Origin of the sequence: Curtobacterium sp. PhB137 (assembly GCF_003814955.1) — a bacterium.
Taxonomy (GTDB): domain Bacteria; phylum Actinomycetota; class Actinomycetes; order Actinomycetales; family Microbacteriaceae; genus Curtobacterium.
Genome location: NZ_RKQO01000004.1, coordinates 94,611 through 113,814, shown reverse-complemented (window position 1 = coordinate 113,814; position 19,204 = coordinate 94,611). Strand labels below are relative to the sequence as shown.

Genomic DNA, 19,204 nt, shown 5'->3' with positions numbered 1-19,204 from the left:
GCTTGGGATCGTGACCGTTCGCCTCTACGACTCCCGCGCCGCAGCCGTCGTCGACCTCGTCCCCCTGGTCGACGGACAGGTCAGCGTCTACGTCTGCGGTCCGACGGTGCAGTCGTCGCCGCACATCGGGCACCTGCGCTCGGCCCTGGTCTACGACATCTGGCGCCGCTGGCTGACGTACCGCGGTCTGCGCGTCACCCTCGTGCGGAACGTCACCGACATCGACGACAAGGTGCTCGACCTGGCCGCCGGCACCGACGAAGCGTGGTTCGCCCGCGCCTACCGCGTCGAGCTCGAGTTCACCGCCGCGTACAACGCCCTCGGCATCCTGCCCCCGACCTACGAGCCGCGGGCAACAGCGAGCGTGCCGCAGATGCACGACATCATCACGAAGCTCATCGACCGCGGTCACGCCTACGTCGCCGCCGACGACTCGGGCGACGTCTACTTCGACACCGGCAGCTGGGAGTCCTACGGGGCGCTCACCCGGCAGCGTCGCGAGGACATGGTCGAGGCCGCCGACGCCGACCCACGCGGCAAGCGCGACGCCCGCGACTTCGCGCTCTGGAAGGGTGCGAAGCCCGGCGAGCCGTCGACCGCGTCGTGGGACTCCCCGTGGGGCCCCGGTCGTCCGGGCTGGCACATCGAGTGCTCCGCCATGTCGCGGCGGTACCTCGGTCCGGCGTTCGACATCCACGGCGGCGGGCTCGACCTGCGGTTCCCGCACCACGAGAACGAGCTCGCGCAGTCCACCGCGGCGGGCGACCCCTTCGCGTCGTACTGGTTGCACAACGGGCTCGTCACGGTCGAGGGCCAGAAGATGTCGAAGTCGCTCGGCAACTCGATCTTCGCCGCCGACTTCCTCGCCAATGCCCGTCCGGCCGTGGTGCGGTACTTCCTCGGCGCTGCGCACTACCGCTCCTCGATCGACCACCACGACGGCTCCTTGGCCGAGGCCGAGGCGGCCTACGACCGCATCGACGGGTTCCTGCAGCGGGCCGAGGTGCGGCTCGAAGGCGTGCACCTCGCCGACGCCCCCGCCGTGCCGGACGCCTTCGCCGCCGCGATGGACGACGACCTCGCAGTGCCCCAGGCGCTGGCCGTCCTGCACGAGACCGTGCGCACCGGCAACGCTGCCCTGGACGCCGACGATGCGGAAACGCTCGGGGTCGCGTACCATCAGGTGGCCGCCATGGTAGAGGTCCTCGGCATCGACCCGCGAGCCGCCCACTGGTCGGGGGGCGGTCAGGACACCTCGGCAGGCCCGCTCGCCGCTCTCGTCGAACGCCTCGTGCAGGAGCGCGCGGACGCCAGGGCAGCACGGGACTTCGCTGCGGCCGACCGCGTGCGCGACGACCTCGCCGCCGCGGGCATCACGATCGAGGACACGCCGTCCGGAACACGCTGGAGCATCGCCTGAACACGGCAGTGCCGAACAGGAGCTACGCATGAAGAACGTCTCGGGAAGCAAGAAGGGTCGGCCCGGCGCCGTCCGCACCGGTCGCAAGGGCAACAAGCAGGTGGGTTCCGGTGGTCAGGGTGCCCAGGCGCTCGAGGGTCGCAAGCCGACCCCGAAGGCCGAGGACCGGCCGTACCACCCCGCCGGCAAGCGCAAGGCGGCGAAGGACCGCTTCGAGGCAGCCAAGGGCCGTCACGGTTCCTCGAGCACCCCGCAGGGCCGCACCGGTCGTCCGCCGGCCCGGAAGACCGATGACTCCGAGCTCGTGACCGGACGCAACTCCGTGCTCGAGGCGCTGCGCACGAAGACCCCGTCGACGACGCTCTACATCGCGTCCCGCATCGAGGTCGACGACCGCGTCAAGGAGATCCTGACGCTCGCGAACCACCGCAGCGTGCCGATCATCGAGCTCATGCGCCCCGAGCTCGACCGCATCACCGGCCACGACAGCGTGCACCAGGGCGTCGCGCTCAAGGTGCCGGCGTACCAGTACGCCGTGTCCGAGGACATCGTCGAGCAGGCCTTCTCGCGCGACCAGGTCCCGCTGCTCGTCGCGCTCGACGGCATCACCGACCCGCGCAACCTCGGTGCGATCATCCGCTCGACCGCCGCGTTCGGCGGACACGGCGTCATCGTGCCGCAGCGTCGTTCGGTCGGCGTCACCGCGTCGGCGTGGAAGACCTCCGCCGGCGCCGCGGCCCGCACGCCCGTCGCGATGGCCCCGAACCTCACCCAGACGCTGAAGTCCCTCAAGTCGATGGGCCTGTTCGTCCTCGGTCTGGACGGCGACGGCGACGTGGAGCTCGACGGCCTCGCGCTCGCCGACCGCCCGATCGTGATCGTCGTCGGTTCCGAGGGCAAGGGCCTGTCGCGCCTGGTCACCGAGACCTGCGACGCGATCGTGTCGATCCCGATCTCGAGTGCGACCGAGTCCCTCAACGCCGGCATCGCCGCGAGCGTCACCCTGTGGGAGGTCGCCCGGCGCCGTCGCGCCGAGTAGCCGCGGCGCTTCGTCCGCAGGAACGGTCGCCTCCCCTCGTGGGAGGCGGCCGTTCCTGCGTGCGGTGCCGGCCGGGTCAGGCCGGACGGGTCAAGACACGTCGGATGATGCCCGCCGTGTGGTCACGAGTCGTCGCCGCGCGACGCCGCAGGCGACCGTCCGTGACCGGCCGACGTGCACCTGGCGGGGTGTCGTGACCGCTCGACGTCCAACGGCATCACCGGCGGTGCAGGCGTGACGGTCTGGAGGGCCGGCGCCGGTCTCCGGGACGCACGCCGGGCCTCCAGGCGGTCGCGTTCACGGACCCCGAACGGTCACGACATGTCGGCCGGTGTCCTCCGGGTGGTCGCGAGTCGTCGCTGCGCGACGCCGCCGGCGACGGTCTGTGACCAGTCGGCACCCACCCGGCGGAGTGTCGTGACCGACCGGCGACCCGGGTCAGACGGTGGTGCGCCAGTCCTGGACGTCGGCGTCGTCGTCTGCGGGTTCCGCGTCGTCGACCACGGGGATCGGCAGCGTCATCGACGACGTCGGCGGGTTGATGAGCAGGCGCTCGTCGCGGCGGTGGCGCAGCACGTCGTTGATGTACGCCGTGGTGGCCTCGGGCAGCGAGACCGACCGCTCCTCTTCCTGCGACATGAACCAGCGGTGCTCGAGCAGTTCGTGGAAGACCTCCGCGGGTTCGAGGCGACCGCGCAGGTCACGGGGGATCGAGCGGACGACGGGCTCGAAGACCCGCGAGACCCACTCGTGCGCCACCATCTCCTCGTCGAGTTCGTCGCGGCCGTTGCGTGCCCGGTACGAGTCGAGGTCGTTGAGCAGGCGTCGGGCCTGGTTCTCGCCGGCGTCCAGGCCGGTCAGCCGCAGCAGGCGTCGCTGGTGGTGTCCGGCGTCGACGACCTTCGGCTGGATCCGCACCTGCGAACCGCCCTCGGTCGTGTGGATCGAGAGCTCCTCGATGTCGAAGCCGAGCTCGTTGAGCCGCTCGACGCGGTCGTTGATGCGCCAGCGTTCCTTGATGTCGAACTGCTCGGTGCCCGTGAGCTCGGTCCAGAGCGTCCGGTACTGCGCCACGATCCGGTTGGAGACGTCCACGGGGTCGGCGTTCTCGTCGAGACGGCCGCCGGCCTCGAGGTCGAGGAGCTCGCCGGCGATGTTCACGCGCGCGACCTCGAGGTCGTTCTCGCGCTGCCCGTTCGACAGCCCGCCGGGGTAGAGCTTGCCGGTCTCGGCGTCGACCAGGTACGCGGCGAACGAGCCCGCGTCGCGACGGAACAGCGTGTTCGAGAGCGACACGTCGCCCCAGTAGAAGCCGATGACGTGCAGCCGGACGAGCAGCAACGCGAGGGCGTCGACGAGACGGGTCGCGGTCTCCGGGCGCAGGGTCTGCGAGTACAGCGCGCGGTACGGCAGCGAGAAGCGCAGGTGCCGCGTCACGAGCACGGGGTGCAGCTGCTCGCCGTCCGCGTCGACCCGACCGGTGATGACGGCGACGGGGTCGACGCACGGCACGTCCATGCGCTGCAGCGTGCGGAGCATCTCGTACTCGGAGCGCGCGATCTCCTCGCCCGTCTCCTTCACGGCGGCGACGTACCCACTCAGGTGCACGAAGCGCACCAGGTGCCGTGAGATGCCCTTCGGCAGGGCCACGATGGTCTCGTCCGGCCAGTCCGCCAGCGGCAGGTCCCACGGCAGGTCGAGCAGGCCGGGGTCGACGGTGGCTGCGGTGATGGACATCGAGTCGGGCACGGTGGATCCTTCGGTGTCGTGGGGGACAGCCGAGAGCCCGCGACCCGCCCTTGTGAGGCGGCGCGGGCTCTCGGGGAGTGCGCTTCGGTTACGCGCTGACGACGGCCTTGTCGTCCAGGCGCTCGCCCGACTCGGTGTCGAAGGCGTGCACGTGGCCCGACTTCGGCGTCACCACGATGGTGTCACCGATCGACGGGTGCGAACGGCCGTCCACGCGGGCGACGATGTCGACGCGCGTGCCCTTGACGTCGGCGTGACCGTAGAGGTAGCCGTCGGCGCCGAGTTCCTCGACCACGTCGACCGTGACCGGCAGGCCTTCGCCCGACTGCGCCACGACGACGTCCTCGGGGCGGATGCCCACGGTGATCTGGGCGGAACGCGCGTTGGAGAGCGTGTCGCGGTCGATCGCGTGGTTGAGCGTGCCGAACTTGATGCCGCCCTCGACGACGTCGGCCGGCAGCAGGTTCATCGCCGGCGAGCCGATGAAGCCCGCGACGAAGACGTTGTTCGGCTTCTCGTACAGGTCGCGCGGCGTGCCGACCTGCTGCAGGATGCCGTCCTTGAGCACCGCGATGCGGTCACCCATGGTCAGTGCCTCGGTCTGGTCGTGCGTGACGTAGACCGTGGTGACGCCGAGACGGCGCTGGAGCGACGCGATCTGCGTACGGGTCTGGACGCGGAGCTTGGCGTCGAGGTTCGACAGCGGCTCGTCCATGAGGAACACCTGCGGCTGACGGACGATCGCACGGCCCATCGCGACGCGCTGACGCTGACCACCGGAGAGCGCCTTCGGCTTGCGGCCGAGGTAGTCCTCGAGGTCGAGGAGCTTCGCGGCTTCCTGCACGCGGGTGGCGCGCTCGTCCTTGCCGACACCGGCGATCTTGAGCGCGAAGCCCATGTTCTCGGCGACGGTCATGTGCGGGTACAGCGCGTAGTTCTGGAACACCATCGCGATGTCGCGGTCCTTCGGCGGGACGTCCGTGACGTCGCGGTCGCCGATGCGGATCTGACCGGAGTTGACCTCTTCGAGGCCGGCCAGCATGCGGAGCGAGGTGGACTTGCCACAACCCGAGGGGCCGACGAGGACGAGGAACTCGCCGTCGGCGACGTCCAGGTCGAGGGAGTCGACCGCGGGACGGTTGCCTCCGGGGTAGAGACGGGTTGCCTTGTCATAGGTGACGGACGCCATGAGCGTTCGGTCCTTTCTTCACCGGCAGGTACGTGCCGGACGATCCGAGTGAAGCGGTCAGCCCGCGAGGGCCCCGGATGGTCGTCGTCGACCATCGAGGTTCATACAACACGAGTTCTCGCGGGTGCGCCAGTGTTTTCCCCCTGGCCGGTCGGTTCCCAGAGCGTGGTTGGGTGGTTCCCAGAGCGGCCCACTACAATCGCCGGGTCCGTCCGCCGAGCGGGGGTAGGTCGTGCGGACGCCGATCAGGAGGACGACGCACCGATGACCAACCGCCCCGAGGGTGACGCCCGCGCCGCGCGGAACGAGCGCCGCGAAGCCGCCCGACAGCGAGCGCAGCGCCACAGGACACAGCAGAAGCGCCGCCAGCGCGGAACCCGGCTCGGACTCCAGATCGGACTCGGTGTCGTCCTGCTCGCAGCGGCCGCCGTCGTCACGCTCGTCCTGGTCGACTCCGTGAAGCCAGCAGGCCCCGGGCCCTCGACCATGTCGCAGGGCGGCATCACCCTCGGCGAGGGGCTCAAGCCCGTGACCGCGTCGAGCAGTGCGTCGCCGAGCGCCTCGGCGACCGCTGGTGCGGGCACGGTGCGCATCACGCTGTACGTCGACTACCTCTGCCCGACCTGCGGCGAGTTCGAACAGGCCAACGGCGACTACATCGAGAGCCTCGTCGACTCCGGCGCCGCCACCGTCGACATCCACCCGCTCGCGGTCCTGTCGAACCGGTCGCAGGGCACCAAGTACTCACTGCGCGCCGCGAACGCCGCGGCCTGCGTCGCCGAGCACTCGCCGGACCAGTTCTACGCGGTCAACAAGGCGCTCTACGCCGAGCAGCCGGAAGAAGGCACACCCGGGCTCACCGACGCGCAGCTCACCAAGGTCGTCACCGGGGTCTCCGGCCTGCAGGACCGCCGGGCCGTCACGAGCTGCATCGCCGACCAGGACTACAGCAAGTGGGTCGACGAGCAGACGACCGCGGTGTCCGGCGGCGACATCCCCGGGTCGACCCTGAGCGACTTCCCCGGCACGCCGCTGGTGCTCGTCAACGGGCAGCAGTACGAGCTCACGTCGCCGATCACGAACGACGACTTCCGCACCTTCGTGGTCACCGCGGCCGGTGCCACCGAGGCGACGCCCACCCCGACCCCCACGCCGAGCGCGACGCCGTCCCGCACGCGGAGCGCGACACCGACGCCCACGCCGACGAAGGGCTGATCGCTACAGCGACGAACCAGGGACGCTGAACGTGTCGCAGCTCGTCGCGCCCTGCTGGTAGCCGCGGACGAACCACTTCTGGCGCTGCTCACTCGAGCCGTGCGTGAAGGAGTCCGGGTCGACCCGGCCGCTCGAGCGCTCCTGGATGCTGTCGTCGCCCACGGCGCTCGCGGCGGACAGGGCATCGGCGATCTCGGACCGGCTGATCGGCTCGAAGAAGGTCTCGCCGTTCGCGTCCTCGGTGTTCGCCGCGTCGCCGACCCAGGCGCCGGCGTAGCAGTCGGCTTGCAGCTCGACGCGGACACTGCCGGACGACGCCCCGGTGCCCGAACGGTCCGTGCTCGCGAAGGCACCCTGCAGCTGCTGGATGTGGTGGCCCCACTCGTGCGCGACGACGTACATCTGCGCGAGCGGCCCGCCCGACGACCCGTACTTCGACTGCAGGTCGTCGTAGAACGCGGTGTCGAGGTAGATCGCGCGGTCCGGCGGGCAGTAGAAGGGCCCGGTTGCAGCGGACGCCTGACCGCACGACGTGTCAGTCGAGCCGTCGAACAGGAAGAAGTCCGGCGCCGTGTACGAGATCCCGAGCTTCCGGGCCTCGGCCGTCCAGTAGCCGTCGAGTGACTCGGCTGCGCCCTCCATCCGGCACTCGACCTTGAGGTTGGCGTCTCGCCCGGTGCGGCACTCCGGCGCGGCGTCCACGGTCTCGCCCTGCTGCTGGATCTGCGTCGTGCCGCTGCCGCCGTCGACGAACCCGCTGAGGTCGAAGCCCGTGAACTGCGCGATCAGGAAGACGACGATCGCCGTGACGCCGACGGCGCCGCCGCCGACCGCGGCCGTCCGACCCCGGCGCTTCACCCTGCCGCCCTTGAGCTGCGAATCGTCGTTGAACGTCATGCCCCCGAATGTACGGCCCACGGGACTCGCACGCCGCACGCATGCCCCGCGCGTACCGTCTGGGACGTCGGCGACCCCGACACGTGTCGTACAACCGGAAGGAACCGCAACCATGGCCACTCCCATCAGCACCGTGATGAGCCCCGCCAGCTACGTGCAGGGCAAGGACGCAATCACCCGCGTCGGCGAGTTCGTCGCTCCCATCGGCAAGCGCCCCCTGATCGTCGCCGACGACGTCGTGTGGGGCATCGTCGAGGCCGCGGTGACGACGAGCTTCCAGGCGGCCGACCTGCGGGTCGAGCGGGTCGGCTTCGGTCGCTTCGCGACGCCGAAGGCGGTCGACGACCTCGTCGAGCAGATCCGGTCGACCGACGCGGACGTCATCGTCGGGCTCGGCGGCGGTTCGGCGATCGACGCGGCCAAGGCCTCCGGGCACCTGGCCGGCATCCGCTGGGCGAGTGTCCCGACGGCGGCGAGTACCGACGCCCCGACCTCGGCGCTCGCGGTGATCTACTCCGAGGAAGGGGAGTTCATCGAGTACCGGTTCTTCCCGCACAACCCCGACCTCGTCCTCATCGACACGAAGCTCGTCGCGAACGCTCCCGTCCAGTTCCTGGTCGCGGGCATCGGCGACGCCCTGGCCACCTGGGTCGAGGCCCGTGCCGCCAAGCGTGCGAACGCCGACACCATGGCCGGCGGGCTGCAGACCGAGACCGGCGTCGCGCTCGCCGAGCTGTCCTGGAAGCTGCTGCACGAGAACGCCCTGCAGGCCATCGAGGCCGTGAAGGCCAAGGTCGTCACGCCCGCGCTCGAGAAGGTCGTCGAGGCGAACACCCTGCTGTCGGGCCTGGGGTTCGAGTCCGGCGGACTGGCGGCAGCGCACGCGATCCACAACGGACTGACCGCCGCTCCGCAGGCGCACGGCTTGGCGCACGGGCAGAAGGTCAACATCGGCACGATCGCGCAGCTCGTGCTCGAGGGTGCACCGGCCGAGGAGATCGAGGACTTCGTCGTCTTCACCACGAAGGTCGGCCTGCCGAACACCCTGACCGAGATCGGCCTGACCGTCGACGACACGACGGAGCTCCGCGCCGTGGCCGAGGCCGCGACCGTCGAGGGCGAGACCATCCACAACATGCCGTTCCCGGTCACGCCGGAGCTCGTGGTGGACGCGCTCATCGCCGTCGAGGGCATCGCGCGGAGCATCCGCGCCGAGCACGGACTGCCGGAGCCGGTCCTGTACCAGCACCACTGAGGGACGGCTGCGCTGACGGGTCGGGGTCAGGTGCGGACCAGCGGCTCCATCGTCGCCAGGTCCGCACCGATCCCGACGTCCACCAGCTCGATCCGTCCCGCGAGGGTGGCGGCCGGCCCCGTCAGCAACCCGGCCTTCACCCCGCCGAACGTGACCGTGACGTCGGCGTGCAGCACGTGGTCGTCCGCGATCCCGCCGGTGTCGACGTCGATGCCGCTCGGCACGTCGACGGCGACGACGAACGGTGCGCGCTGGTCGCGGGCGAGTTCACGGATGGCGTCGACGACCTCGCGGGCGGGGGAGCGGAGGGCCGCAGGCCCCTGCACCCCGATCCCGAGGATCGCGTCGAGCACCAGGTCGGCGTCGAGTGCCGCGTCCGTCACCGCAGCCTCCGGTCCGGCAGGATCATCGAGGAGGCGCGCCCCGGCGTCCAGCGCCGCTGCCAGGCCCGCCTCGTGCACGCGTGAGCCGACGCGCAAGACTGCCACGTGCCTCCCGGCCGCCGCCAGCCGCGCACCCGCGAACAGGGCGTCACCACCGTTGTCGCCGCTGCCCACCAGCAGTAGGACGGACCCCGGTCCGTCGCCCGGCCGGACGGCCGGATCGTCGAGCAGGTCGCCGACGATGCGGGCCAGCACGTCGGCCGCTCGTTGCATGAGGGGCTCACCCGCGTCGAGGTGTGGCCGCTCTGCCGCCCGGATCTGGTCACCGCCGTAGCCGTCCATGGCGACCACAGTGCCCCGGTACCCTGGAGGGGACATGTCACTCGTCCCCGAAGCGCCCCGTCCCCGCATCGTGATGTCGCCCGACGGCCTCCGGCTCGCGACCTACGACTTCGGCGATCCCGACGCCCCCGCGGTCGTCGCGGTGCACGGGTTCGCCTCCGGTGCGGTGCTGAACTGGCACGCCTCCGGTTGGACCCGTGACCTCGTCCGCGCCGGGTACCGCGTGCTGGCGTTCGACCAGCGCGGGCACGGAGCGAGCGCGAAGCCGCGCGACCCCGGTGCGTACTCGATGGACCTGCTCGTGGCGGACGTCACCACCGTGATCGACACGTACCTGCTCGACGAGGCGGCGTTCCTCGGGTACTCGCTCGGCGCACGCGTCGGCTGGCACACCGCCGAACGGCTGCCGGACCGCATCACCCGCGCGGTGTTCGGCGGGATCCCCGACGCCGACCCGATGCGCCGCGTGCGGGTCGACCAGGCGAAGGCGTACCTGGCGGACGGCACCCCGATCGAGGACCGCGTGACCAACGGCTACCTGACCATGGCGGGGAACGTCGAGGGGAACGACCTCGCGGCGCTCGTGGCGATGGTCGAGGGGATGCGGAACAGCATCGAGCCGACGCCGGACAACGCTCCCGCGCAGCCGATCCTGATGGCGGCCGGCAGCGAGGACGGCATCCGCGACAGCGCCGTGCGGTTGGCGCAGGCGGCCCCGGACGCGTCGTTCTTCGAGATCCCGGGGCGCAACCACTTCAACGCACCGACGTCACGGGCGTTCCGCGAGGCGGCGCTGGCGTTCCTGCGTTCCTGACCGCGGCGCGTTGTCCGCCCCGCGCTGAGGGGTACTCGTAGGTCCTCGCTGTCGCCGGACACCGCGCGTACCGTCCCCGCCATGGACTACAGACTCCTCGGCAACAGCGGGACATCGGTGTCGACGCTGACCCTCGGCACCATGACGTTCGGCAGCGAAGCCGACGAACCCACCTCCCACACCATCATCGACACGTTCGTCGCGGCCGGCGGCACCCTGATCGACACGGCCGACGTCTACTCGGGCAACGAGTCCGAGCGGATCATCGGTCGCTGGCTCGCGGCACACCCCACCGAGGCGCAGCAGGTCGTCCTCGCCACCAAGGGCCGCTTCCCGCAGGGCGACGGCCCGAACGACGTCGGCCTGTCGCGCCGGCACCTCCGGGTCGCGCTCGACGCCTCGCTCGAGCGCCTCGGCGTCGACCACATCGACCTGTACCAGATGCACGCCTGGGACGCCCTGACGCCGATCGAGGAGACGCTCCGGTTCCTCGACGACGCGGTCTCCGCCGGCAAGATCGGCTCGTACGGCTTCTCGAACTACCTCGGCTACCAGATCACGAAGGCCGTGTACGAGGCGAAGGCGCACGGTTGGGCCCCGCCGGTCACCCTGCAGCCGCAGTACAACTTGCTCGTCCGCGACATCGAGCACGAGATCGTCCCCGCCAGCCTCGACGCCGGGATCGGCCTGCTGCCCTGGTCGCCCCTGGCCGGAGGCTGGCTGTCCGGCAAGTACCAGCGCGACGAAGCCCCGACCGGCTCCACCCGCCTCGGCGAGAACCCGGCACGCGGCATGGAGGCCTGGGAAGCGCGGAACGGTGACGAGCGCACCTGGGCCGTCCTCGACGCGGTGTCCGCGGTCGCCGACGCGCACGGCGCCTCGCGGTCGCAGGTCGCCCTCGCCTGGCTGCTCGCCCGGCCGGCGGTGACGAGCGTGATCCTCGGCGCCCGGACCGTGTCCCAGCTCGAGGACAACCTCGGTGCGGCCGACCTCGTGCTGACCGACGCGGAGCTCACGCAGCTCACCGACGCCAGCGCGCCGCGCATCGACGACTACCCGTACGGCACCGCGGGTGTCGCACAGCGGGGGCGCAAGATCACCGGCGGGCGCTGAAGATCCGTGCACGTTCGTGCGGATTCGCGCTGATGTGGGCTCCGGGTGTGGACGCACGGTTCGGTGAGGTGTCATCCTCTTCGCACGACCGGCTGGTTACCGCGTCCAGCGCCGGGAACACTCCCTGATCCGTGTTCCACACGCGCCGATGCCCCGGGTGAGTGATCACCCGGGGCATCGCTTCGTGCCCGGCAGTGCGTCGCGATCCCTGCCGCGCATCGTGTACGGCAGTATTCCAGCGTGCTGCTCTGTTTCGTCGACGAATCGTTCAAACCGGACCTCTACGGGTTCGGCGCCGTGATGGCGGATGCCTCGCAGACCCGTTGGCTCACGCAACGCATGCACGAGATCGTCGCCGCGCTCCAGGAGTACGGCGTCGAGCCGCAGACGGAGCTCCACGCCCATCCGATCTTCCACGGAAAGGGAGCATGGAGCGGGGTGCCTCCGCGCGTGCGCGTGAAGGTGTTCCTCGACGTCGTCGAAGCCGTTGTTGCCTCCGGCGCGACCGTGTTGCTCCGCGGCGCTCGGCCGGAGCAACTCCGCCGTTACCAGGACACGCGTGGGTTCCGCGATCGGCACACTCCGGAGCAGGTTGCGTTCCAGCACCTGCTGCAACGGGTGGACAGGAGGGCCGGCGACCTGGAGATGCACGCCCTGGTCATCGCGGACGAACGGTCGGATCGGGACCGTCATCGTGAGCGCTTCGCGGTGTACCAGGCCTACGGGACCCCGGGAACGTACATGCAAACCCGGCTTGAACGGCTTCTCGACACGGTGCACTTCGCGCCGAGCCACTACTCCAGGATGCTGCAGGTCGCTGATCTCGTCGCGTTCGTCTGGGTGCGGTCCCAGACCGTCGACGAACGGGATCATCGTCAGGCGCGGGTCCTCTCCGCACTCGTCTCGGACATCGAGAGCTGCGCGTACAGCGCGGGGGTCTGGCCCTGACGAGTGCGGGGTGGAAGAAGCCCTGGACGCACGACAGCCCCGCTCGCGGCGGGGCTGAAGGCGGTGCGGGCGGCGAAGAGGTCGCGGCCTGCGAATCCAGTATATGGGGCCGGCAGCGGGACTCGAACCCGCAACCCCCGTATTACAAGTACGGTGCGCTACCAATTGCGCCATGCCGGCTGACGCCGCTCATCTTACCGGTGAGGGCGTCGGGGTCTCACTCGGCCGGCTTCTCCGCGAAGTTCAGCGAGATCGAGTTCATGCAGTACCGGTCGCCGGTGGGCGTGCCGAAGCCGTCGGGGAACACGTGCCCCAGGTGCGAACCGCAGTTCGCGCAACGGACCTCGGTTCGCACCATGCCGAGCGACTTGTCGTCGATCAGCTGTACGGCGTCGGGGTTCACCGACTCGTAGAACGACGGCCAGCCGCAGCCGGAGTCGAACTTCGTGCCGCTCTTGAACAGCTCTGCGTTGCAGGCCGCACAGGTGTAGACGCCGGCACGCTCCTCGTCGAGGAGTTCACCGGTCCACGGCCGTTCGGTCCCCGCCTGACGCAGGACGGCGTACTGGTCCGGGGAGAGGTCCTCGCGCCACTGGGCGTCGGACTTGTCGACGTTGTATGCCATTGTTTCCTCCTGCTTCCGGTCGGGTTCTTCCGGGCACTCCCGACCACTTCAGTAAACTCGCGACGATGTCCGAGCATTCCGTGCACCACGCCCGCTGGACCCGTCTGACGACGGACGAACTGTACGGCATCGTGGTGCTCCGGAACCGCGTCTTCGCACTCGAACAACGGGTGACGGCCGAGGACTTCGACGGCCGTGACCGTGAGCCCGAGACCGAGCACTGGTGGTTCGGTGCGGACACCGAAGCGGTTGGGTACCTGCGCCTGATCCGACCGGCTGCGGACGAAGAACACCCGGCGGATGCACCGCCGCCGTCCTGGGTGATCGGCCGGGTCGCGACGCACCCCGACCACCGTGGGCACGGTATCGCTGGCCGGCTCGTCGCCGCCGTGCTCGCGGCCCACGGGCACGAACCCGTCGTCCTGCACGCCCAGGAGTACGTCGCTGCGCTCTACGAACGCCACGGCTTCGTCCGGTTCGGGACGCCCTACGACGAAGCCGGCATCCGGCACGTCGGCATGCACCGCCCGGGGCGCTGATGGACACCCTCGGCCGGTACGCCGCCTACGCCGACCGCATCGAGGCCGTGTCCCCGTCCTACGCCGCCTGGGCGCGGTCGCTCGACCCTGCGTTGGTTGCGCTCCTCGACGAGGTCGCCGAGCAGCAGCGGCAGCCGGAACTCTTCTTCGCGGTCGCGCGGCGGCTCGGCGCGGATCCGTCGGACCCCGGTGCGCTGCGCGCGATCGGTCGGGAGGCCCGCCCCGCGCTGGTCACGGCCCTCGCCTCCGCCACGGTGCAGGCCAACGACCCGCGGCGGCTCGGTCCCGTCGTCCCGCTGTTCGCGGCGCTCGCGGAGCGGGCCTCGCGGCCGCTCGGGTTGGTGGACGCAGGGGGCGCCGCCGGGCTCTGCTCGATCCCGGACCGGGTCACGCTCGACCACCGGACGTCGGAGTCCCGGGTGCCGGCGGATCGCGCCCCGGTGCTGTCGTCGCGCCCCGACTCCTCGGGGCGCGACGACCACGGTGGGGTGCGCACCGAGCTCGTCCGGATGCACACGGCGGCGGACGACCCCTCGATCCGGCTCGTCGTCGCGGCCTCGGGGGCGGTGCCGGCTCCAGCCCGCGCGCCGATCCGCGTCGGTGCGCGGGTGCTGCTCGACCCGAACCCGATCGACCTCTCGGCGGACGGCGCGTTCGACCGTCTGGTCGAAGCGGTCCCACCAGAGGCCCTGGACCGGATCGCCCTGATGCGCGAGGCGGCGCGCGCGACGCTCGCCGTGCCTCCCGTGCGGATCCGGGGCACGCTGCCCGGCGACCTCGACCGTGCACTGGACGCCCTGCCGGACGACGTGGAGCCGGTCGTGCTGACCACCGGCACCCTGGTCTACGTGCCGGGTGCCGAGCGCCAGCGGTTCGTGGACCGCGTCCGCGAACGCGGCGTGCACTGGATCGCGCTCGAACGCACCGGGATCCTGCGCGGTGTGGCGGCGACGCTGCCCGACGACGTCGGCGCGGCGGATCCGGACGCCTTCGCCACGGCCTCGATCGACGGCACCGCGGTCGCCGTCTCGGACCCGTTCGGCACGCGTGTGCGCTGGTTCCGCGACCCGAACCTGTGACCGGTGTTCGCGACAGTCCAGCGCCGTGCCAGGGTCCGGATGCTCTCCGCCCCTACGATGTTCGAGACCCGTTACCCGACCGTGATCGGAACCGCCGTGACCAGCTCCACCGACGAGCACCGTGCTGACGAGCACCGCGCTGACCAGCACCGCGCTGACCAGCTCAGTGAGCTCGCGCAGCGTGTGCTGTCGTTCGAGCACGACCGGGCACGGCACGACCGCACGAAGGAAGCGGAGATCCGGGTCGAGTTCGAGATGTCGGCGGCGCGCTACTACCAGGTGCTGAACCGCGTGATCGACTCGCCCGCGGCACTCGCGTACGACCCGCAGCTCGTCACCAGGCTGCAGCGGCTCCGCCACGCGCGCACCAGCGCCCGGGCGACGCGCAGCTTCGTCGCGCCCGGTGCCGCTCCCGAAGGACGTGAAGAGGAACGATGAGCACCAGATTCTCCCGTGACCGGTTCGACGACGTCGCCGACGGCCCCCGGGTCGGCGCACACCGCGGTGCCCAGCGCCGCGGCCGTGGCTGGATCGCGTTCGCCTGGGCGGCACTCGCCACCGGTGTGCTCGTCGGCATCGGCGTGCTCGTCCTCGCGCTCCTGAACGGCAGCTACTCGTTCAGCGGCTCGGACTCGCCCTCGGCGTCGACGAGCTCGTCGGCCACGTCGAAGCCGTCCGCGTCCGCCACCTCGAAGCCCTCGGCGTCGTCGTCGGCCGGGTCGGGTGCCGACTCCGGAGCCGCTGCCGCGACGCCGGCACAGCAGGGCACGACCACTGTCGTCGTCCTGAACGGCACGACGACCACCGGTCTCGCCGCCCGCGCCAGCGCCACGCTGACCGGTGCCGGCTGGCAGGTCGCCTCGACCGGGGACGCCGGCACGACCGGGTCGACCTCGACCGTCGTGTACTACCAGCAGGCCGCACAGGCGGCGGTCGCGCAGGGCATCGCGAAGCAGCTCGGGGTCACCGCCGTGCAGCAGTCGGCAGCGTTCCCGAACGCCGACGTGAGCGTCGTGCTCGGGGCCGACTACACCGGCTGATCCGCATTCCGCGGGCGCTTTCGACCCGCATTTGTGACGGTCGTGTTTCGGGCACGTTGATTTCTGACGGAATCGACGTGAAACAACGTCACACCTCTTGCCTGATCGGCGCGCTTCGAGCAGAGTCCCTTGCAGACGACGAACACGTCGTTCGCACAGCAGTACCAGGGAGCAAGAGATCATGGCCAACGGAACCGTCAAGTGGTTCAACGCTGAAAAGGGCTTCGGCTTCATCACCGTCGATGGAGGAGGCCAGGACGTGTTCGTGCACTACTCGGCCATCGACATGTCGGGTTACAAGGTCCTCGAGGAGGGCCAGGCAGTGGTGTTCGACGTCGGCACCGGGTCGAAGGGCCCGCAGGCGGAGGCAGTCCGACCGGCCTGAACGCACGACACTCATCACGAACGCGCCGTCCCGTCAGGGGCGGCGCGTTCGTCGTGCGTGGCCCCTGCTGCGTGACGTGCGTGGCGGGAGGTCCGCGGCGGTGGTCGGGGTGCGCTGTTGGCGGGGCGTGTCCTGGGAAGACGTGACGAGCCTCCCGATCGTGTTGCACTCGCACCGGGCGAGTGCCAGAATCGGCGTTGGCACTCGCTCACGTTGAGTGCCAGCACGACCCCACGACGTCCGGGAGGGACGAGAACTCACATGGCTAAGATCATTGCTTTCGACGAGGAGGCCCGCCGTGGCCTCGAGCGCGGCCTGAACCAGCTGGCCGACGCCGTGAAGGTGACGCTCGGCCCGCGCGGCCGCAACGTCGTCCTCGAGAAGAAGTGGGGCGCCCCCACGATCACGAACGACGGTGTCTCCATCGCCAAGGAGATCGAGCTCGACGACCCGTACGAGAAGATCGGTGCGGAGCTCGTCAAGGAGGTCGCCAAGAAGACCGACGACGTCGCCGGTGACGGTACGACCACCGCGACCGTCCTCGCCCAGGCACTCGTCCGCGAGGGCCTGCGCAACGTCGCCGCTGGCGCCGACCCCGTGTCGCTCAAGCGCGGCATCGAGAAGGCCGTCTCTGCCGTCTCCGACCAGCTCCTCGCCAACGCGAAGGACATCGAGACCAAGGACCAGATCGCCGCGACCGCGTCGATCTCGGCTGCAGACCCGACCATCGGCGCGCTCATCGCCGAGGCCATCGACAAGGTCGGCAAGGAAGGTGTCGTCACCGTCGAGGAGTCGAACACCTTCGGCACCGAGCTCGAGCTGACCGAGGGCATGCGCTTCGACAAGGGCTACCTGTCGCAGTACTTCGTCACCGACCCCGAGCGTCAGGAAGCCGTCTTCGAGGACGCCTACATCCTGATCGTCAACTCGAAGATCTCGAACATCAAGGACCTCCTGCCGGTCGTCGACAAGGTGATCCAGGCGGGCAAGCAGCTCCTGATCATCGCCGAGGACGTCGACGGCGAGGCTCTGGCCACGCTCGTCGTGAACAAGATCCGCGGCATCTTCAAGTCCGTCGCCGTCAAGGCCCCGGGCTTCGGTGACCGCCGCAAGGCCATGCTGCAGGACATCGCGATCCTGACCGGTGGCCAGGTCATCTCCGAAGAGGTCGGCCTCAAGCTCGAGAACGCGACGCTCGACCTGCTCGGTCGTGCCCGCAAGGTCGTCATCACGAAGGACGAGACCACGATCGTCGAGGGTGCCGGCGACGCCGAGCAGATCGCCGGCCGTGTCCGTCAGATCCGCGCCGAGATCGACGCGACCGACTCCGACTACGACCGCGAGAAGCTCCAGGAGCGCCTCGCGAAGCTCGCCGGTGGCGTCGCCGTCATCAAGGCGGGTGCCGCGACCGAGGTCGAGCTCAAGGAGCGCAAGCACCGCATCGAGGACGCCGTCCGCAACGCGAAGGCTGCCGTCGAAGAGGGCATCGTCGCCGGTGGTGGCGTCGCCCTCATCCAGGCCGGCAAGGTCGCGCTCGACGCACTCACCCTCGAGGGTGACGAGGCGACCGGTGCGAACATCGTCCGCGTCGCCATCGACGCACCGCTCAAGCAGATCGCGCTGAACGCCGGTCTCGAGCCGGGTGTCGTGGCCGCCAAGGTCCGCGAGCTCGAAGCAGGTTGGGGCCTCAACGCCGCGACCGGCGAGTACGTCGACCTCATCGCCGCGGGCATCATCGACCCGGCCAAGGTCACGCGCTCGGCGCTGCAGAACGCTGCGTCGATCGCTGGTCTGTTCCTGACGACCGAGGTCGTCGTCGCCGACAAGCCCGAGCGTGCCGCGGCCGCTCCGGCCGGCGACCCGACGGGTGGCATGGACTTCTAAGCAGTCCTGTCGGAAGGGCCCCGCACGCTGCGCGTGCGGGGCCCTTCCGCGTGCGGGGGGGGGGTGGCGCGCCGCTCAGGTTCGCCGAGCGGTCACCAGACGTCGGCAGCGCGAGCGCGTACCGACAGCAGGCGACCGGTCGCCGACGTGCGAACGGGGTGTTCTGGCCGTTGGTGGGCACGCGTGCCGGCTCGGGCGGAGCCCAGTCCTGCACAGGAGGCCCGGCTCGCCTCCTCTTCCACAGTCCGGTCCGCCCGTGCCTCACGTCCCCCTCCCGCGCCTCAAGCTGGCCAGATGCCGACGCCGCGCCGCCTGCCCCGAGCCCTCGAAGTCCGCACCTTCACGGTGGCCGAGGCCGTGGGGAAGGGTGTGCATCCCGAGCGGCTCCGCCGGAGTGACCTCGTCGCGCCGGTCCGAGGTGTTCGCGCGCCGGCAGGGTCGGCGGACTTCCTCGAGGCCGTCGCGCAGGTGATGCGCCCTGATCAGTACTTCAGCCACACCACGGCCGCTCGGCTCTGGGGTGCGCCGCTTCCCGCGTCGATGCGGTCCGAGACGGCCGTCCACGTGACGACGGTTGAGAACGGGGTGCGGATGCGCCGTCCGAACGTCGTCGGGCACCGACGTGCAGAGCCCGAGGTGGTGGAGCACAGGGGCCACCGGGTCAGTGCCCCGTCCGCGATGTGGTTCGAGTGTGCTGCGAGTCTCGACGTCCCCGCGCTCGTTGCGGTCGGTGATCACCTGGTCGGCCGATCCGGATTGGCGACGATCGACGACCTCCGGGCGGCGGTGTTGCCGGGCAGCCGCTACGTCCGCCGGGCGCGGAGCGCGCTTGACCGGATCCGCGTGGGGGCAGAGTCCGCGATGGAGACCTGGCTCCGGCTCGCTGTCGAGGACGCAGGGTTCCCGGAGCCGGAACTCAACCTGGACGTGCACGACCCGAGCGGGCTGTTCCTTGGTCGCGTCGACCTCGTCTGGCCGGCGCTCCGGATCGGTCTCGAGTACGACGGCGACCACCACCGGGAGCGCGACGCGTTCCGTCACGACCAGCGACGCGACAACGGATTCGTGGTGAACGACTGGCTCATCATCCACGCGACGGCTGCCGACGCGGGGCGGCCAGCGGTGCTGTTGGAGCGGCTTCGCCAGGCCTTCGAGGCGCGGACGGTCACGATCCGTCTCCGCCGGACGTGAACTCCCGGCAGTCCGGCGCCACAGAGTGGTCGCAACGTGCTGTCGGGTGCACGTCGAGTGGTCAGGGCTCGTCGCACGGACAGTTGCGGGGCGACGG

Annotated in this window: 19 protein-coding genes and 1 tRNA gene; 14 read left to right on the top strand and 6 right to left on the bottom strand. The window is 70.5% G+C overall.

Annotation, left to right across the window (positions count from 1 at the left end; all coding sequences use genetic code 11):
• Nucleotides 1–10 precede the first annotated feature (10 nt).
• Together cysS and rlmB are read left to right on the top strand one after the other, a co-directional pair.
• Nucleotides 11–1,420 (top strand): cysteine--tRNA ligase, encoded by a 1,410-nt coding sequence (gene cysS, locus EDF28_RS00815; RefSeq protein WP_123293299.1) that lies wholly within the window; start codon nt 11–13, stop codon nt 1,418–1,420.
• A 28-nt stretch (nt 1,421–1,448) separates the two neighbouring features.
• Nucleotides 1,449–2,459 carry a 23S rRNA (guanosine(2251)-2'-O)-methyltransferase RlmB gene (gene rlmB, locus EDF28_RS00810; RefSeq protein WP_123936859.1) on the top strand — a complete coding sequence of 337 codons (1,011 nt, stop codon included), beginning with the start codon at nt 1,449–1,451 and terminating at the stop codon, nt 2,457–2,459.
• A gap of 438 nt (nt 2,460–2,897) precedes the next feature.
• Here rlmB and EDF28_RS00805 read toward each other — a convergent pair whose 3' ends face one another.
• Both EDF28_RS00805 and EDF28_RS00800 read right to left on the bottom strand, forming a co-directional pair.
• On the bottom strand, nt 2,898–4,208 hold the full coding sequence (locus EDF28_RS00805) for a DUF4032 domain-containing protein (protein WP_123293300.1): 1,311 nt from the start codon (nt 4,206–4,208) through the stop codon (nt 2,898–2,900).
• An 88-nt stretch (nt 4,209–4,296) separates the two neighbouring features.
• Entirely contained in the window at nt 4,297–5,397 is a 1,101-nt protein-coding gene (locus tag EDF28_RS00800) for an ABC transporter ATP-binding protein (RefSeq protein ID WP_123293301.1), read from the bottom strand.
• A gap of 264 nt (nt 5,398–5,661) precedes the next feature.
• On the opposite strand from EDF28_RS00800, the gene EDF28_RS00795 reads away from it, so the two are divergent.
• Nucleotides 5,662–6,612, top strand: a complete 951-nt coding sequence (locus EDF28_RS00795; RefSeq protein WP_123936858.1) for a thioredoxin domain-containing protein — start codon at nt 5,662–5,664, stop codon at nt 6,610–6,612.
• 3 nt (nt 6,613–6,615) lie between these two features.
• Here EDF28_RS00795 and EDF28_RS00790 read toward each other — a convergent pair whose 3' ends face one another.
• Nucleotides 6,616–7,509 carry a neutral zinc metallopeptidase gene (locus EDF28_RS00790; protein ID WP_123936857.1) on the bottom strand — a complete coding sequence of 298 codons (894 nt, stop codon included), beginning with the start codon at nt 7,507–7,509 and terminating at the stop codon, nt 6,616–6,618.
• Between the two features lie 112 nt (nt 7,510–7,621).
• Between EDF28_RS00790 and EDF28_RS00785 the strand changes: the two genes are divergently transcribed.
• On the top strand, nt 7,622–8,764 hold the full coding sequence (locus tag EDF28_RS00785) for a glycerol dehydrogenase (protein ID WP_123936856.1): 1,143 nt from the start codon (nt 7,622–7,624) through the stop codon (nt 8,762–8,764).
• Between the two features lie 26 nt (nt 8,765–8,790).
• On the opposite strand, the gene EDF28_RS00780 is transcribed toward EDF28_RS00785, so the two are convergent.
• Nucleotides 8,791–9,525, bottom strand: coding sequence for an NAD(P)H-hydrate epimerase (locus tag EDF28_RS00780; protein WP_260154453.1), 735 nt, complete (start codon nt 9,523–9,525; stop codon nt 8,791–8,793).
• On the opposite strand from EDF28_RS00780, the gene EDF28_RS00775 reads away from it, so the two are divergent.
• From EDF28_RS00775 to EDF28_RS00765, 3 genes are all read left to right on the top strand, one after another.
• Nucleotides 9,524–10,303: an alpha/beta fold hydrolase gene (locus tag EDF28_RS00775; protein WP_123936854.1), complete on the top strand. Its 780-nt coding sequence runs from the start codon at nt 9,524–9,526 to the stop codon at nt 10,301–10,303. The genes EDF28_RS00780 and EDF28_RS00775 overlap by 2 nt on opposite strands.
• Before the next feature lie 81 nt (nt 10,304–10,384).
• The gene (locus EDF28_RS00770; protein WP_123936853.1) at nt 10,385–11,416 is read left to right on the top strand and encodes an aldo/keto reductase; all 1,032 of its coding nucleotides are present in this window, start codon (nt 10,385–10,387) and stop codon (nt 11,414–11,416) included.
• 240 nt (nt 11,417–11,656) lie between these two features.
• Nucleotides 11,657–12,364 carry a DUF3800 domain-containing protein gene (locus EDF28_RS00765; RefSeq protein WP_159570302.1) on the top strand — a complete coding sequence of 236 codons (708 nt, stop codon included), beginning with the start codon at nt 11,657–11,659 and terminating at the stop codon, nt 12,362–12,364.
• A 104-nt stretch (nt 12,365–12,468) separates the two neighbouring features.
• Here EDF28_RS00765 and EDF28_RS00760 read toward each other — a convergent pair.
• Both EDF28_RS00760 and msrB read right to left on the bottom strand, forming a co-directional pair.
• A tRNA-Thr gene (locus tag EDF28_RS00760) sits at nt 12,469–12,544 on the bottom strand.
• A gap of 37 nt (nt 12,545–12,581) precedes the next feature.
• Nucleotides 12,582–12,989, bottom strand: coding sequence for a peptide-methionine (R)-S-oxide reductase MsrB (gene msrB, locus EDF28_RS00755; protein WP_123293306.1), 408 nt, complete (start codon nt 12,987–12,989; stop codon nt 12,582–12,584).
• Between the two features lie 65 nt (nt 12,990–13,054).
• Here msrB and EDF28_RS00750 point away from each other — a divergent pair, with 65 nt between their 5' ends.
• The 7 genes from EDF28_RS00750 (at nt 13,055) to EDF28_RS00720 (ending at nt 19,107) form a co-directional block, all read left to right on the top strand.
• The gene (locus EDF28_RS00750; protein WP_185094105.1) at nt 13,055–13,528 is read left to right on the top strand and encodes a GNAT family N-acetyltransferase; all 474 of its coding nucleotides are present in this window, start codon (nt 13,055–13,057) and stop codon (nt 13,526–13,528) included.
• Nucleotides 13,528–14,607 carry a DUF2332 family protein gene (locus EDF28_RS00745; protein ID WP_123936850.1) on the top strand — a complete coding sequence of 360 codons (1,080 nt, stop codon included), beginning with the start codon at nt 13,528–13,530 and terminating at the stop codon, nt 14,605–14,607. Before EDF28_RS00750 ends, EDF28_RS00745 begins: the two co-directional genes overlap by 1 nt.
• 96 nt (nt 14,608–14,703) lie before the next feature.
• Nucleotides 14,704–15,045: a DUF3263 domain-containing protein gene (locus EDF28_RS00740; protein ID WP_243692318.1), complete on the top strand. Its 342-nt coding sequence runs from the start codon at nt 14,704–14,706 to the stop codon at nt 15,043–15,045.
• A complete protein-coding gene (locus tag EDF28_RS00735; protein WP_123936849.1) occupies nt 15,042–15,647 on the top strand; it encodes a LytR C-terminal domain-containing protein in 606 nt (201 codons plus the stop codon). Before EDF28_RS00740 ends, EDF28_RS00735 begins: the two co-directional genes overlap by 4 nt.
• Before the next feature lie 181 nt (nt 15,648–15,828).
• Entirely contained in the window at nt 15,829–16,032 is a 204-nt protein-coding gene (locus EDF28_RS00730) for a cold-shock protein (protein ID WP_111085222.1), read from the top strand.
• Between the two features lie 261 nt (nt 16,033–16,293).
• On the top strand, nt 16,294–17,916 hold the full coding sequence (gene groL, locus EDF28_RS00725) for a chaperonin GroEL (protein WP_111085221.1): 1,623 nt from the start codon (nt 16,294–16,296) through the stop codon (nt 17,914–17,916).
• Between the two features lie 294 nt (nt 17,917–18,210).
• The gene (locus tag EDF28_RS00720) at nt 18,211–19,107 is read left to right on the top strand and encodes a hypothetical protein (RefSeq protein ID WP_123936848.1); all 897 of its coding nucleotides are present in this window, start codon (nt 18,211–18,213) and stop codon (nt 19,105–19,107) included.
• The last annotated feature ends 97 nt before the right edge of the window (nt 19,108–19,204 follow it).